The organism is Embleya sp. NBC_00896 (genome assembly GCF_045207785.1).
Classification (GTDB): domain Bacteria; phylum Actinomycetota; class Actinomycetes; order Streptomycetales; family Streptomycetaceae; genus Embleya.
The window spans coordinates 3,307,410-3,321,059 of the sequence record NZ_CP108776.1 but is presented as its reverse complement, the minus strand read 5'-3'; the positions used below and the strand labels follow the sequence as shown (position 1 = coordinate 3,321,059).

General features: G+C 70.3%; 12 protein-coding genes and 1 pseudogene. 4 read left to right on the top strand and 9 right to left on the bottom strand.

Going from position 1 to position 13,650, the window contains the following annotated elements:
• Nucleotides 1-381 precede the first annotated feature (381 nt).
• Complete coding sequence (locus OG928_RS15020; protein ID WP_406283882.1) at nucleotides 382-1,128, top strand: hypothetical protein; 747 nt, start codon at nucleotides 382-384, stop codon at nucleotides 1,126-1,128.
• Here OG928_RS15020 and OG928_RS15015 read toward each other — a convergent pair.
• The 6 genes and pseudogenes from OG928_RS15015 to OG928_RS14990 all read right to left on the bottom strand — a co-directional run.
• Complete coding sequence (locus tag OG928_RS15015) at nucleotides 1,112-1,882, bottom strand: S-adenosyl-l-methionine hydroxide adenosyltransferase family protein (protein ID WP_406283880.1); 771 nt, start codon at nucleotides 1,880-1,882, stop codon at nucleotides 1,112-1,114. The genes OG928_RS15020 and OG928_RS15015 overlap by 17 nt on opposite strands.
• 160 nt (nucleotides 1,883-2,042) lie before the next feature.
• Entirely contained in the window at nucleotides 2,043-2,390 is a 348-nt protein-coding gene (trxA, locus tag OG928_RS15010; RefSeq protein ID WP_406283878.1) for a thioredoxin, read from the bottom strand.
• Entirely contained in the window at nucleotides 2,387-2,833 is a 447-nt protein-coding gene (locus tag OG928_RS15005) for a MerR family transcriptional regulator (protein WP_406283876.1), read from the bottom strand. The genes trxA and OG928_RS15005 overlap by 4 nt, the downstream gene beginning before the upstream one ends.
• A gap of 370 nt (nucleotides 2,834-3,203) precedes the next feature.
• Nucleotides 3,204-5,588, bottom strand: a complete 2,385-nt coding sequence (locus tag OG928_RS15000; protein WP_406283874.1) for a glycoside hydrolase family 65 protein — start codon at nucleotides 5,586-5,588, stop codon at nucleotides 3,204-3,206.
• The gene (locus tag OG928_RS14995; protein WP_406283872.1) at nucleotides 5,585-6,376 is read right to left on the bottom strand and encodes an HAD family hydrolase; all 792 of its coding nucleotides are present in this window, start codon (nucleotides 6,374-6,376) and stop codon (nucleotides 5,585-5,587) included. Before OG928_RS14995 ends, OG928_RS15000 begins: the two co-directional genes overlap by 4 nt.
• A gap of 149 nt (nucleotides 6,377-6,525) precedes the next feature.
• Nucleotides 6,526-6,693: pseudogene (locus OG928_RS14990) on the bottom strand (SDR family oxidoreductase); the annotation flags it as partial.
• A 329-nt stretch (nucleotides 6,694-7,022) separates the two neighbouring features.
• On the opposite strand from OG928_RS14990, the gene surE reads away from it, so the two are divergent.
• Entirely contained in the window at nucleotides 7,023-8,141 is a 1,119-nt protein-coding gene (gene surE / locus OG928_RS14985; protein ID WP_406283870.1) for a 5'/3'-nucleotidase SurE, read from the top strand.
• 512 nt (nucleotides 8,142-8,653) lie between these two features.
• Here surE and OG928_RS14980 read toward each other — a convergent pair.
• Nucleotides 8,654-9,385: an acyltransferase gene (locus tag OG928_RS14980; protein ID WP_406290985.1), complete on the bottom strand. Its 732-nt coding sequence runs from the start codon at nucleotides 9,383-9,385 to the stop codon at nucleotides 8,654-8,656.
• Nucleotides 9,386-9,559: 174 nt separating this feature from the next.
• Between OG928_RS14980 and OG928_RS14975 the strand changes: the two genes are divergently transcribed.
• The gene (locus OG928_RS14975; protein WP_406283869.1) at nucleotides 9,560-10,603 is read left to right on the top strand and encodes an alcohol dehydrogenase catalytic domain-containing protein; all 1,044 of its coding nucleotides are present in this window, start codon (nucleotides 9,560-9,562) and stop codon (nucleotides 10,601-10,603) included.
• A gap of 145 nt (nucleotides 10,604-10,748) precedes the next feature.
• Nucleotides 10,749-11,438: a YidB family protein gene (locus OG928_RS14970; RefSeq protein WP_406283867.1), complete on the top strand. Its 690-nt coding sequence runs from the start codon at nucleotides 10,749-10,751 to the stop codon at nucleotides 11,436-11,438.
• A 24-nt stretch (nucleotides 11,439-11,462) separates the two neighbouring features.
• Here the strand turns inward: OG928_RS14970 and OG928_RS14965 are convergent, their stop codons facing one another.
• Nucleotides 11,463-12,758 carry a cytochrome P450 gene (locus tag OG928_RS14965; RefSeq protein ID WP_406283865.1) on the bottom strand — a complete coding sequence of 432 codons (1,296 nt, stop codon included), beginning with the start codon at nucleotides 12,756-12,758 and terminating at the stop codon, nucleotides 11,463-11,465.
• Between the two features lie 122 nt (nucleotides 12,759-12,880).
• On the bottom strand, nucleotides 12,881-13,642 hold the full coding sequence (locus tag OG928_RS14960; RefSeq protein ID WP_406283863.1) for an SDR family NAD(P)-dependent oxidoreductase: 762 nt from the start codon (nucleotides 13,640-13,642) through the stop codon (nucleotides 12,881-12,883).
• Nucleotides 13,643-13,650: the final 8 nt, after the last annotated feature.

The window sequence follows — 13,650 nt, the reverse complement described above, 5'->3', positions numbered from 1 at the left end:
GCGCGACGGGTGAATTCGGTCACCGGTGCGGTGGACGGCTCGGGCCGGTCGGAGGGGGCGTACTGGGGGGAGCGGGAGGTGTACGCACGGCTTCCGTACGCACCAGTAGGGCCTTTTCGTGACAGTCCCGTCACGCGGACAACGCCACTTGCCCCTCCCGTCGCCCGTTAGTGTGATGCCTTGGTATGGGCAAGAGCTTGGCCTGGCGAACGTAGGGAGGACTACCCGATGACGGCGGGTACCAGCGGTGAACCTGAAGACCCGTACGGGTACCTCTATCGGCCGGCGCCGGGTGAGGAACCGGCCGAGGGGACAGGGGCAACCGGAGCGTACGGTTCTTCCGCCAATCGGATGATGCCGCAATACGTGCAGGTCGGCCAGATGAATTACGGTCAGCCCCCCGCGCATACGCAGCCGCAGGCGGCGATTCCGGCCCAGCACGAACAGGGCGGCGCGCAGCCTCCCGGGCAGCCGCAGCAACCGCGCCGCGAGGGTGGCGGAGGCGGTGGCGGTGGTCGCGGCGCGATCATCGGTGCCGCGGTGGCGATCCTGCTCGTGGTCGGGGTGATCGCGGCCGTGCTGCTGACGCAGGACGGCGACGACAAGGACAAGAAGGCGACGCCGACCCCCTCGGGCGGCCAGTCGTCCGTGGCGCAGTCGCCGTCGAGCGCGCCCACGCAGGCACCCTCGACGGCCCCCGGCGGCAAGATCGCCGTGCTCGAGGCGGAGGACGCGGCACCGAGCAACGGCGCGGTCGCGGCTCCGGGCGTGCCCAACTCCACGGGCACGGGCCTGGTCAACATGGAGGCGTCCGGTGCGAGTGTCACGATGAAGTTCACCGCGCCCAAGGCCGGCACGTACTACCTCGCCATGCGCTACCTGAACCCCGCGGTGAAGGACGACGTGCAGACCCTGTCGATCCTGGTCAACGGCACGGACACGAAGAAGAAGGCCAACCTCAAGTCGTTCGGCATCGCGAACAGCGTCTCGGGTACCTGGAACAACGTGACCCTGACCGAGGGCGCGAACGAGGTTGTGCTCGCCTGCGCGGCCGGCGACAAGTGCAAGGCCATGCTCGACCAGATCTGGGTGTCCGACCAGAAGCCGGACTTCAACAAGAAGGACTGACGTGGATCCGGTCCCCGGCGCGCACGCCGAGCAGTCGCGCGGCGTCGCCCCCGTTGACCGAGATCGCGAGCAGGCCGGCGGAGTCCTCGTAGCCGACGAGTTCACCTGACGGTACGTCACCGAAGGTGCCGCGCAAGGGGATCGCGTACGCGCGGTCACCCACCTCGATCCGCAGCGCGGCGGCGGCGCCGAATTCCGCGATCGTGTGCGCGAGCTGCACGTTGCCGAAGTGATCCACCGTCAGGATCTCGCCCGGCACCGGCTCGGGCAGTCGGATCGGATCGGGGACCGCCGGGCCGACCTCGGCGGCCGGGGTGCCGAGCGCGAGGTGCGCGGCGACCGGCGCGAACACGTCGCGGCCGTGGAAGGTCCGTGAGACCTGCCCCAGGGTGAGTGCGCCGTTGGTGATCTCGCGCACCTCGTCGACCCCGCCGAGATCGCGCGCGGCCCACATGAGCAGCCCGTTGTCCGGGCCGACGAGCAGATGCTCCCCGGCCCGGACCACGATCGGGCGCCGTGCGGTCCCGACCCCCGGGTCGACCACCGCGATGTGCACGCTGCCGGCCGGAAACCACGGCAGCGTCTGGGCGAGTACGAGCGCGCCGCGCCGCACGTCGCCTGGCGGCACGAGGTGGCTCACGTCCACGACCGGGACGGCGGGCGCGATCGTCGCGAGCACACCGTGGCACGCGGCGACGAAGCCGTCGGCGAGTCCGTAGTCGGTCAGGAACGTGATCCGGCGGGATGCGGCCATCCCCGGAATCTAGTGCCACGCCCGGCAATGTTTGCCCCGTCACGGTGTTCGGCGCGGTGCATCGGCGTGCCGCCGGGGCGCGTCTTGAAATCCCCGTCGGGTCCGCGACGCTTGGCACCGGATCCGCCCTTCGGGCTCCTCGCCGGGCGCGGCGCGCCGGCTAGCGAGCGGCGGGCGCTTCGGTGTTCAGGACGTCCGCGAGGTCGGCCAGGATCCGGCGCTTGGGCCGGGCGCCGACGAACTGCTTGACCGGCTCGCCGTGCTCGAAGACCACGAAGGTCGGCATGGACAGGACGCCGTAGCGGGCGGCGGTCTCCGGATTGCGGTCGACGTCGAGCTTGGCGACCGCGAGGCCGGGTTGCTCACGGGCGATCTCGTCCAGCACCGGGGCCATCTGCCGGCACGGGCCGCACCAGTCGGCGGTGAACTCGACCAGGGTCGGGCGGTCGGCGAGCAGGACGGTGTCGGCGAAGTCGGCGTCGGTCGCGTCGTGGACGAGGTCACTCATCGGGGCTCCTTGATCGATGGGCCGGAGGTCAGCGCGCAGCGCGGCTCCGGTGGCTCCGGCAGGGTCGCCGCGGCGACGGCGGCCCGGGTGTGGGTGCGCTCGGTTTGGTCGAGCTGGGCGGCCAGGTGGTCGCGGATCGCCTGCATGCGGTCGATGCACGCGTCCATCTCCGCGAGCTTCCTGCGGTACACCGCGACGGAGGCCGGGCATTCGTCGCCCGCGTCGTGGCCCGCGCGCAGGCAGTCCACGAACGGGCGGGTCTCCTCCAGGTCGAAGCCGATGGCCAGGAGCGCGCGGATCTCGCGGACCAGGCGGGCGTCCTGTGCGTTGTAGTCGCGATAGCCGCTACTGGTTCGCCGAGTGGTGAGCAGGCCGCGCTGTTCGTAGTAGCGGAGGGACCTGGTGCTCGTGCCGACTTGCTCTGCGAGTTCACCGATGCGCATGTACCGAACGGTAGACCTTGACGTCGATGTCAAGGCCAGTGTCCCCGGGGTGGGGTGGCCGCGGGGTCCTCAAGCGCCGGACGGGCTGGGTGTCCTCAAGCGCCGGCCGGGCTGATTTGGTTCGGCCTTTGGCCGGGTGGCCTCAAACGCCGGCCGGGCTGAATTGGTTCGGCCTCTGGCCGGGTGGCCTCAAACGCCGGCCGGGCTTGATGGGTGCCGGTGGGCTCGGGTGTCCTCAAGCGCCGGACGGGCTTGAAAAAGACTGGCCTCAAACGCCGGCCGGGCTTGAAGGGCTTGGCCTCAAACGCCGGCCGGGCTTGATGGGTGCCGGGGGCTTGGTCTCAAGCGGTGGCTGGGCTTGGGGTGGGGGTCAGCCTGGGCTGGGGGCGGTTGGGTGGGGTTTTGGGGTGGTTTGGCGGTGGACTGGGGCGCGGCCTGCCGGTTGGCGTGGGGCGGTGTCGCGTTCCAGGGGTGGGATGGGGAGGGTTATCGGCTTGCCCGGGATCAGGATGTGTCGGTCGCCGTGGTGCAGGATCGGGATGTCGTTGCCCTCGCGCAGCGTGTACGTGGTCTGTTCGTGGGTCGTCTGGACCCGGAGTCGGGAGCCGCGTACCGACAGCGAGAAGGCCAGGCCGGTCAGGCCGGCCGGCAGGCGTGGCTTGAAGGACAGGCACTCCGCGTGGTCGCGCAGGCCGCCGAAGCCCGCGACGAGCGCCATGCACGTGCCCGCCAGGGAGGCCATGTGCAGGCCGTCCTTGGTGTTCTTGGCCAGGTCGTGCAGGTCCATCAGGGCGGCTTCGGCGGTGTAGTCCAGGGCCAGTTCCAGATGGCCGACCTCGGCCGCCATGACCGCCTGCGTGCAGGCCGAGAGCGACGAGTCGCGGACGGTCAGAGCCTCGTAGTAGTCGAAGTTCCGGCGCTTCTGCTCGTCGGTGAACGCGTCGCCGCGCACGTGCATCGCCAGCACCAGGTCGGCCTGCTTGACGACCTGCTTCCGGTAGATGTCGAAGTACGGGTAGTGCAGCATCAGCGGATAGTGGTCGATCGGGGTGTTCTCGAAGTCCCAGATCCGGTGCTGGGTGAAGCCGTCGGCCTGCGGGTGGACGCCCAGATCCTCGTCGTACGGGATGTACATCGCGTGCGCGGCGTCGCGCCAGCTCGCGGCCTCCTCGGTGTTCACCTCCAGCGCGCGGGCCTCCTGCGGGTGCCGGGCCACCGCGTCGGCCGCCGCGACCAGGTTGGTCTGCGCCATCAGGTTGGTGAACACGTTGTTGTCGGCGAGCGCGCTGTACTCGTCCGGCCCGGTCACGCCGTTGATCCGGAACAGGCCGGTCGCGTCGTGGTGGCCGAGCGAGCGCCACATCCGCGCGGTCTCGATCAGGATCTCCAGGCCGAAGTCGCGCTCGAAGTCCCGGTCGCCGGTGACCCGTACGTAGCGCGCGACCGCGACCGCGATGTCCGCGCCGATGTGGAACGCGGCGGTGCCGGCGGGCCAATAGCCCGAGCACTCCTCGCCGCGGATCGTCCGCCAGGGGAACAGCGCGCCCTTGAGGCCCAGTTGCGCGGCGCGCTCGCGGGCCAGCGGCAGGGTCGAGTGCCGCCAGCGGAGCGCCTGGGCGACCGCGTGCGGAAGCCCGTACGTGAGCACCGGCAACACGAAGACCTCGGTGTCCCAGAAGCAGTGCCCGTCGTACCCGGGCCCGGTCAGTCCCTTCGCCGGGATCGCCCGCTCCTCGGCCCGCGCGCCCGACTGCAGGACGTGGAACATCGCGAACCGCACGGCCTGTTGCAGCTCGACGTCGCCCTCGACCTCGATGTCCGAGTTGTCCCAGAACCGCTTCAGGTAGCCGCGCTGTTCGTCGACCAGGCCGCTCCACTGCGTGTACCGCGCGGCGGTGAGCGCGGCGGCGACCTGGTCGCGCAGCGCGGGCAGCGAGCGGGTGGAGGACCAGCCGTACGCGATGTACTTCACGATCCGCAGTTTCTGGCCGCGGTCGAGCACGGTGGTGACGCTGAACCGGGCCAGGTCGGGAGCGCTCTCGGTCTCCACGTACATGCTCTCGGGGCCGTCGATCTCGTGGTCCATGCCAACCGCCACGCGAAGGCCGCTGTGCTCGGTGCGGTGGACCAGGATCGCCTTCGTGCCGTTGTGGGTGTGCTCCTCGGCGCGCAGCGGCGCCTCCAGGACGGCCGCGGCGCGCGGATCGGCGTTCGGGAGCGGCAGTTCCTCGTTGGTGACCAGCTCCGACTGGAGCACGATCCGGGCCGGGCCGTCTATCGGCTCGATCTCGTACTCGATCGCGGCGATCGAGCGCTGGGTGAGCGAGACCAGCCGCTTGGACGTGACCCGGACGGTGCGACCGGCCGGCGAGGTCCACAGCGCGCGGCGGTGCAGGACGCCCTCGCGGAAGTCGATCGAGCGCTCGTGATCCTGGGTCTGGCCGTAGCGCAGGTCGAGCGGTTCGTCGTCGACGAGGAGCCGGATGATCTTGCCGTTGGTGACGTTGATGACGCTCTGGCCCGACTCGGGGTAGCCGTAACCGGCCTCCGCGTAGGGCAGCGGGCGCAGTTCGAAGACGCCGTTCAGGTAGGTGCCGGGCAGGCCGTGCGGCTCTCCCTCGTCGAGGTTGGCGCGCAGTCCGATGTGGCCGTTGGAGAGGGCGAACACAGACTCGGACTGGGGGAGGTGGTCGAGGTCGAGGGCCTGTTCGGTGATGCCCCAAGGTTCGACCGTGTAGGGGTGTCCGGTGGTCATGCCGTGCCTTCCGGTGGTGTCTGCCCGGTCGTCGCCCCGGCGGTGGCGTCCTGGTCGGGAGGGTCGAGGAGTTCGTCGAGATCCTGTACGACGATGTCGGCGCCGTTGGCGAGCAGCGCGTCGGCCTGGCCGACCCGGTCGACGCCGATCACGTGGCCGAAGTCGCCCGCGCGGCCCGCGCCGACGCCCGCGAGCGCGTCCTCGAAGACCGCGGCGTTCGCGGGGGCGACGCCCAGGGCCTCGGCGCCGGCCAGGAACGAGTCGGGGGCCGGCTTGCCCTTGAGTCCGTCGCGCTTGGCCACGACGCCGTCCACGATCGCGTCGAAGAGGTCGTACATGCCGGCCGCGCGCAGCACGTCCTCGGCGTTCGCGCTGGAGGAGACCACCGCGCAGGGGAACTTCGCGGCGCGCGCGGCGTGCACGTAGCGCACCGAGCCCTCGTAGACCTCGACGCCGCGGTCCCGGATCAGCCGCAGAACGAGGTCGTTCTTGGCGTTGCTCAGGCCGTACAGGGTGTGCGTCCCGGGCGCGTCGTCCTCCTTGCCCTCGGACAGGTGGATGCCGCGCGATTCCAGGAACGAGCGGGTGCCGTCGAGGCGTTGCTTGCCGTCCACGAACCTGTCGTAGTCGCGCCTGGGGTCGAACGGGGTGAAGTCGGCGCCGTCGCGTTCGCGCAGGAAGTGGTCGAACATCTCCTTCCAGGCGACGCCGTGCACCTTGGCCGTCTGGGTCAAGACCCCGTCGAGGTCGAAGAGAAGCGCGTGAATGGTGTTCGGCAGCCCCAACATGGCGGGTTTACTGCCCCCGATGGGGAGTGGTTATCCGTGCGGTGATCTTTTCGGATGACAGCTGGGACAACATGGCGTGTCCCGTGTGGTGCTTGAGCACGTTTTGACCGAAATGATGTTGAATTCCAGACGTGGCACGCGTGGGGCGGCTACCGGACGACATGGCCCGCATTGACCAGAAGCATCTGGCCGGTGATGGCTTTTGCGCGGTCCGAGAGGAAGAAGACGACGGCTTCGGCCACGTCGGCGTCGGTGGCCATTTCGGGCAGGGCCATCGGCGCCACCAGCCCGGCGAGGACCTCCTCGGCCGGTGTTCCGGTCGCGAGTCCCGGGCCCACCCCCGAGACGATCACCGTTTTGCCGTCCAGGATCATCCGGAGCTCCGCCCACTCGTCCCGCCCGATCCGGCCGACTCGGTCGACCGGGTCGACGAGGCCGCCCGGATCGGCTCGGCCGAATCGGCCGAATCAGCTGATGACGCGTCAGATTACGTTCGGTGTACGGGCTTTGGCCAGAGCGGGGCGGCGCGGCGGCGAATCGGCGAACGATCCGGGCCGGGGAGCACCGGTGGGCGATTGGGCATTGCAATGTCCGACCAATGACCTTATTTTCGCTATCCGCCGGCTGACACGTGTCGAATCGCAGGGTGCATTCCGTCCGATTCACCCCTCCGTACACGTTGTTCGACCCAAGTTCCGCCCACCGATCGGTTGGGCCGGTATCGGGTTTCGCGCAGCCTGTTCCGCTTTGCGCACGGGGCTCAAGGCACCCGTTTCTCAGCTTGCAGACCTTCTCGCGTACGGAGGACGAGATGGCCATTTTCGGTAAAAAGCATGTCCTGACACTGGCGGCGGGCACCACCGCCGCGGCGTTGCTCGCGGCGAGCGCGCCCAGCGCCATGGCGAGCGGTGACGCGCGCGGCTCCCAGCCGCCGCGCAAGCTCAACATCCTGATGAGCAACGACGACGGCCAGCAGGGCCCGTTCATCCGCGCCCTGCAGAGGGCGCTCAAGGCGGCCGGTCACGACGTCGTGATCGTCGCGCCCGCCACGGACCAGTCCGGCAAGGGCACGGGGATCAACGCGACGCCCGGCTCGATCGTCAAGGCGTCCGAGGTCGAGCCCGGCATCTGGTCGGTCGAGGGCACGCCCGCCGACTCGGTGTCGTTCGCGCTCGCGAACGTGTACCAGGACAGGAAGCCGGACCTCGTGGTCACCGGCATCAACCCGGGCCAGAACATCGGCGCGACCACGAACCACTCGGGCACGGTGGGCGCGTCCATCACCGCGGCGGAGAAGGGGATTCCGGCGGTCGCGTTCAGCGCCGAGTACAGCACGGCCGATCCGCGCAACCCGTTCCCGCAGATGGCGCAGGCGATGGCGTTCGCGACGCAGCTGGTGAACCGGCTCGCGGCCACGGCGCCGAAGAACAAGCCGTTGCTGCCGGCGCACACGACGCTGAACGTGAACTATCCGGCCAAGCCGACCGGCAAGGTCGAGATGACGAATGTGGGGGAGGCGGAATTCCTGGCGGTGAGCTACGTCAAGGACCCGTCCTGCGACACGTGTTACAAGCTCAATCTCGGGCTGGCGTCGGGGGTGCATGAGCCGGTGCGGAACGCGGACACGACCGCGATCGGCAAGGGGTCGGTGTCGATCTCGATGTTGGATGGGGATTGGACGGTGCCGGGGTGGCAGTGGGGGCAGCAGGTTCGGCTGCTTGATGGCATTGGGGTGCAGCTTCGGTTGTCCGGGCTGAAGGCATAGCGCGGCGGCTGGGTGGCGGGGTCGGTGGTGGCCTCAGTCGCCGGCCGGGCTGTTTGTCCTCAGGCGCCGGACGGGCTGATTTGGTTCGGCCTTCGGCCGAGTGGCCTCAAGCGCCGGCCGGGCTTGGGGTGGCTGGGCTGTTTGTCCTCAGGCGCCGGACGGGCTGATCTGGTTCGGCCTTCGGCCGGGTGGCCTCAAGCGCCGGTCGGGCTTGGGGTGGCTGGGCTGTTTGTCCTCAGGCGCCGGACGGGCTGATCTGGTTCGGCCTTCGGCCGGGTGGCCTCAAGCGCCGGCCGGGCTGGATTTGGGTTGGCTTGGTGCCTGAGGATGCGGCCGGGTGGCCTCAAGCGTCGGCCGGGCTGGATTTGGGTTGGCTTGGTGCCTGAGGGTGCGGTCGGGTGGTCTCAAACGCCGGTCGGGCTGGGGGTGGCTTGGGTTCGTGCTTGTGGGGGCGGACGGGGTGGAGCCGGCTCGGCTGGTGTTTGGGGGTGGGCTGGGGTTTCACGTGGAACCTATTGGTCGCCGGAGGCTTCGTACTCGGTGAGTAGGGCTACCAGTTCGTCGTGGGTGATGCCGTCCGGGAGTGGTGTCGGGGTGTGGCGTAGCGGGGGGTCCCAGCCGGTTGGGGTGTGGCGGCGGACGATTTTGGCGGGGACGCCTGCTACGACGCTGTGGTCGGGGATGGTGCCGCGGACCACCGAGCCGGCGGCCACCACTACGTTTCGGCCGAGCTTGGCGCCCGGGAGGATGATCGCGCCCGCGCCGATCCAACTGCCGGGGCCGATCTCGACCGGGTCGTTGATCGGCCACTGCGTGCCGATCGGCTGATCCGGGTCGGCGTAGCTGTGGTTCTGGTCGGTGATGTAGATGTACGGCCCGGTCCACACGTCGTCCGCGATCCTGATCGAGCGGTGCCCGACGATGTGGCTGCCGCGCCCGATCGTGCAGCGGTCCCCGATCGTGACGACCGGCTCGCTGCCGAGGTCGTGGCCCGGGGCCAGGCCCGCGGACAGCGTGACGTGCTCGCCGATGATGCAGCCGGCACCCACCGTGATCCACTGTTCGCCGAATACCGAGCCGACCGGGAACGCGAGCTTGCTGCGGGCGCCCAACTGCCGGAAGCGGTACGGGCCGGGTTGCTCGGGCGTGATCGAGGCCGCGCGTTGCAGTGCTCGCCAGCCCCGGTGCGCGGCGCGCGAGAGGGCGTCCCGGGCGTGCCCGCGAAGGGCTTGCGACAGCGACATGGAGATCACCGTACCGACGAGCGCGGCGGCGTCGGCCGAGCGTGGGACGAACGTCACGCCGCACCCTCCGGGGCCGGTCGAGGGTTGGCTTCCACGGCTTTCTGTAACAGTGTTACTCCGTAATGCGCCGGTGTGCCGCGGCGCCATGCGATCGAACGACCCTGGGGAGTGGACATGCGTGCCGTCGTCATCAACGGAACCCGTGACGTGAGTGTGGAGACGGTCGCGGACCCGGTGCTCACCGGTCCCGACGGAGCCATCGTCCAGGTCGCCGCGAGCGCGCTGTGCGGCTCGGATCTGCACTTCTACGAGGGTGAGTTCCCGGTGAGCGGGCTGCGCCCGGGCCACGAGGTCGTGGGCACGGTGATCGAGACCGGCGCCGAGGTGGGCCGGATCAAGGTGGGCGACCGCGTGCTGGTGTCGCCGGTGATCGGGTGTGGACACTGTCCGGGCTGCGGGGTCGGCAACCCGATCGACTGCGTCAACGGCGGGATGCGGGTGCTCGGCGGAGACAACAGGCTGCCGGGCGGGCACGCCGAGGCGGTCGCGATCCCGGCCGCCGACGCGTGGCTGATGCCGGTGCCCGAGGACATCAGCGTGGACCACGCGGTGCTGCTCACCGACGCGCTGCCGACCGGCTGGACGGCGGCGACCCGGGCCGACATCACGCCGGGCGCGACGGTGCTGGTGATCGGGCTCGGACCGGTCGGCCTGTACGCGTTGCAGGCGGCCCAGGTACTCGGCGCGGGCCGGATCCTGGCCGCGGACCGGGTGCCGGAGCGGCTCGCGATGGCGGAGCGGCTCGGCGCGGAGCCGATCGACGGCACCAAGGGCGACATCGTCGAGCAGGTCATGGCGGCCACCGGAGGCCGGGGCGCGGACGCGGTGATCGAGGCGGTCGGCCAGGACGCGACGCTTACCGCGGCGATCTACGCGGTGCGTACGTCGCGCACGGTCTCGGTGGTGGGCGTCGACGCGAACTTCGCTTTCCCGCTCGCGGTGCCGCTGATGATCATCCGCAACGTCACCATGCGCTTCACGACCGCGCCGGTGGTGTCCACCTGGCCCGCGCTGATCCCGTTGATCCGGTACGGCCGGCTCACACCCGTCGACGTGTTCACACACCGGATCCCGTTGACGGAGGCCGCGGCCGGCTACCGCACGTTCGCGGATCGCACCGACGGCTGCCTGAAGGTGTTGTTCGACCCGACGCGCTGACGATCGTTCGCCGGGCGTCGTCGCCCGCCGCCGGTTCCCGCCGGTCTTCCCCCGATGGGCGTACTGCCGACGTGCCCACCGCGAAGTCATGTCCCATTTAGCCCACTATGAGAGCCGGGTATGGCGATCTGTGTTGGGAGAAGCGATGAGCGGCGGAATGGGTCTCTCCGGTGGACTCGGCGGTCTGCTGGGCGGCCTGCTCGGCGGGCAGGGCGGCGGCCAGGGTCGGCTGCTGAACGTCGTGCTGGGCATGCTGACCAGGCAGGGCGGATCGGGCGGCCTCGGCTCGCTGCTGAAGCAACTCCAGGCGGGCGGGCTCGGCGACCAGGCGAAATCGTGGGTGGACACCGGGCGCAACCAGCCGGTGAGCGGCAAGGAGATCACCGAGGCGCTCGGCGAGGACGAGATGGTGCGGCTCGCCGGGAAGGCCGGGATGACCAAGGAGGAGACCGCCGCGGCGCTCGCCGCGACGCTTCCCCAGGTGGTGGACGCCGTGACGCCCAAGGGCGAACTGCCGCCCGCCGAGAAGCTCGACGCGCTGATCGACCCGGCGGCGCGGCCGATCCCGGGACCCATCGAGGGCTCGGCGGCTCCGACGGAACTGCGGGCCTCGGTGGGATCCGAGGCCGGGCGGGACTCGGTGGGTTCGACCGACTCGATCGCGCCGGCGCCGACCGAACCAGAGGCCGGGGACGCGGTCAAGGAGGCGGTCAAGGAGGCGGCAAAGCCGGAGGTCAAGGACGCGGCAAAGGAAGCGGCAAAGGAAGCGGCCAAGGAGGCGGTCAAGGACGCGGCGAAGCCGGAGGCCAAGGACGCGGCAAAGCCGGAGGACTAGTGCCGCGCCCGGCACCAGCTCCGGCTATGGGCTGGGCGTGAACTCGCAGTCCATGTGCTTGATGCCGTTTATGAAGCTGGAGCGCAACCGCTGCGGCTCGCCGACCACCCGGATGTCCGGCAGCCGGTGCAGCAACTCCCGGAACAGCAGCGTGATCTCCCGCCGAGCCAGATGCGCGCCGAGGCAGAAGTGCGGGCCGCGCGCGCCGAATCCGACGTGCGGGTTCGGGTCGCGAGTCAGGTCGAAGCGCTGCGGGTCGGTGAAAACCGCCTCGTCCCGGTTCGCCGACCAGTAGAAGAGCAGCAGCTTGTCGCCCTCGCGGACCCGCTTGCCGTTCAGCTCGGTGTCCCGGGTCGCGGTGCGGCGCATCCACACGACCGGGGACGCGAGCCGAACGATCTCCTCGACGGCGGTCGGCGCGTACCGCTCGAAGTCCGAGAGCCACAACTCGTGTTGATCCCGATGGCGGGTCAACAGCCATAGCCCGTGCGAGATCGCGTTGCGCGTGGTCTCGTTTCCGGCGGCCAGGAGCAGGATGAAGAAGGACGCGAGCTCGTCGGTGGTCAGGCTCTCGCCGTCGATCTCGGCGTTCACCAGCGCCGACGTGACGTCCTCGGTCGGCGTGCCGCGTCGGAACTCGGCCAGGTCGCGCATCAGTTCGGCCAGCTCGGCGCCCGCGGTGAGCAGCGCCTCGATGTGCCCGCCGCCCTCCTGGGAGACGTATTCCGGGTCCGCCACGCCGAGGATCACGTTCGAGCGGTCGAAGACGAAGCGGTGGTCCTTCTCCGGTACGCCCATCATGTCGCAGATGACCTTGAGCGGGAGACGGGCCGCGACCTCGGTGACGAAGTCGCAGGTGCCGCGCTCGGCGACGTCGTCGACGATCGTGCGGGCCGTGCGGTCCACGTCGTCCTCGAACTTCTTGATCATCCGCGGCGTGAACGTGCGCGCGACGATCCGGCGCAGGCGCTGGTGGCGCGGGTCGTCCATCTCGATCATCGAGCCGAAGAACTCGCCGAACCCCGGCGGGAAATCCGGGATGTGGGTGGCGCCCTGCCCGGAGCAGAAGTCCTCGGGGCGGCGGGTGGCCTCCGCGACGTCGGCGTGCCGGGTCAGCGCCCAGAAGCCGGGGCCGGCCGGCAACGGGCTCTCCGGCTCCGGGTAGTAGGGCATCGGCCAGGTGTCGCGCAGACGCGCGAAGCCCTGCTCGCGCAGTGGCAGGGGATCCGACCAGAACGCCAGGTCGGCGAGCGGTACGTCCGCGGGCCAGGTCCTGGGGTTCGGGTCCGTCGTGCTCGGTCCAGCCGCCTCGGCCGTCATTCCGGTCACTCCGATCGCGCGTTGTTACTCGCGGGTTCGGTATCAGTGCAACACACATGAGTCCGGTGATCCAGAGCCCCCGGCGGTTTTCGACGGCGTCGGGTCGGCGGGTCGCACCGTCGTCAGGTGGTGATCGCGCCGCCGTTCACCTGGAGCGTCTGGCCGGTGATCCACGCGGCCTCGTCGGAGGCGAGGAACACGCAGGCCGCGCCCGCGTCCTCGGGCGACCCGAGCCGGCCCACCGGGATGTGCTTGGCCTGCTCGGCGGTGTGCGCGAGTTCGCGACCGCTGGGGCGGGGGTCCATCAGGCCGAGCGCGACGGTATTCGCGGTGACGCCGTCGCGCGCGGTCTCCATCGCGAGGTGGCGCATGAACGAGATCGCGCCGCCCTTGGCGGCCCCGTAGAGCGAGATGCCGAACGACTGCCCGGTCACGCCGGCGGTCGAGGCGATCGTGATCACCCGTCCGAAGCGGCGGGCGCACATGCCGTCCAGGACCGCCTTCGTGCATGCCATCACGCCGAACAGGTTGACGTCGGCGAAGCGTTGCCAGTCCTCGGGCACGGTCTGTCGGAACCGGGCCGGGCGGAAGCCCTCGGCACCGCCGTTGCCCGCGTTGTTGACGAGGATGTCGATCGGGGCGACGGTGCGCTCGAACGTCCGCACGGCCAGGAGCGCGGCCTGTGGGTCGGTCACGTCGAACGCGGCGGCGCACGCGCGACCGCCGGCGGCCCGGATCGCCGCCGCGGTGGCCTCGGCGCGCTCGGTGTCGATGTCGTTGACCGCGACGAGCGCACCCTGCGCGCCGAGCAGGCGCGCGATTCCGGCGCCGACGCCCTGACCCGCTCCGGTGACGAGCGCCGCCCTGCCGTCGAGTGCGAACACGCGGGACT

What these genes read in the sequence shown, in the direction of transcription:
- OG928_RS15000 (WP_406283874.1), bottom strand. Translation starts at nt 5,588, where the DNA reads ATGACCACCGGACACCCCTACACGGTCGAACCTTGGGGCATCACCGAA.
- OG928_RS15020 (WP_406283882.1), top strand. Translation starts at nt 382, where the DNA reads ATGAATTACGGTCAGCCCCCCGCGCATACGCAGCCGCAGGCGGCGATT.
- OG928_RS14965 (WP_406283865.1), bottom strand. Translation starts at nt 12,758, where the DNA reads ATGACGGCCGAGGCGGCTGGACCGAGCACGACGGACCCGAACCCCAGG.
- trxA (WP_406283878.1), bottom strand. Translation starts at nt 2,390, where the DNA reads ATGAGTGACCTCGTCCACGACGCGACCGACGCCGACTTCGCCGACACC.
- OG928_RS14995 (WP_406283872.1), bottom strand. Translation starts at nt 6,376, where the DNA reads ATGTTGGGGCTGCCGAACACCATTCACGCGCTTCTCTTCGACCTCGAC.
- OG928_RS15005 (WP_406283876.1), bottom strand. Translation starts at nt 2,833, where the DNA reads ATGCGCATCGGTGAACTCGCAGAGCAAGTCGGCACGAGCACCAGGTCC.
- OG928_RS14970 (WP_406283867.1), top strand. Translation starts at nt 10,749, where the DNA reads ATGAGCGGCGGAATGGGTCTCTCCGGTGGACTCGGCGGTCTGCTGGGC.
- OG928_RS15015 (WP_406283880.1), bottom strand. Translation starts at nt 1,882, where the DNA reads ATGGCCGCATCCCGCCGGATCACGTTCCTGACCGACTACGGACTCGCC.
- OG928_RS14980 (WP_406290985.1), bottom strand. Translation starts at nt 9,385, where the DNA reads ATGTCGCTGTCGCAAGCCCTTCGCGGGCACGCCCGGGACGCCCTCTCG.
- OG928_RS14975 (WP_406283869.1), top strand. Translation starts at nt 9,560, where the DNA reads ATGCGTGCCGTCGTCATCAACGGAACCCGTGACGTGAGTGTGGAGACG.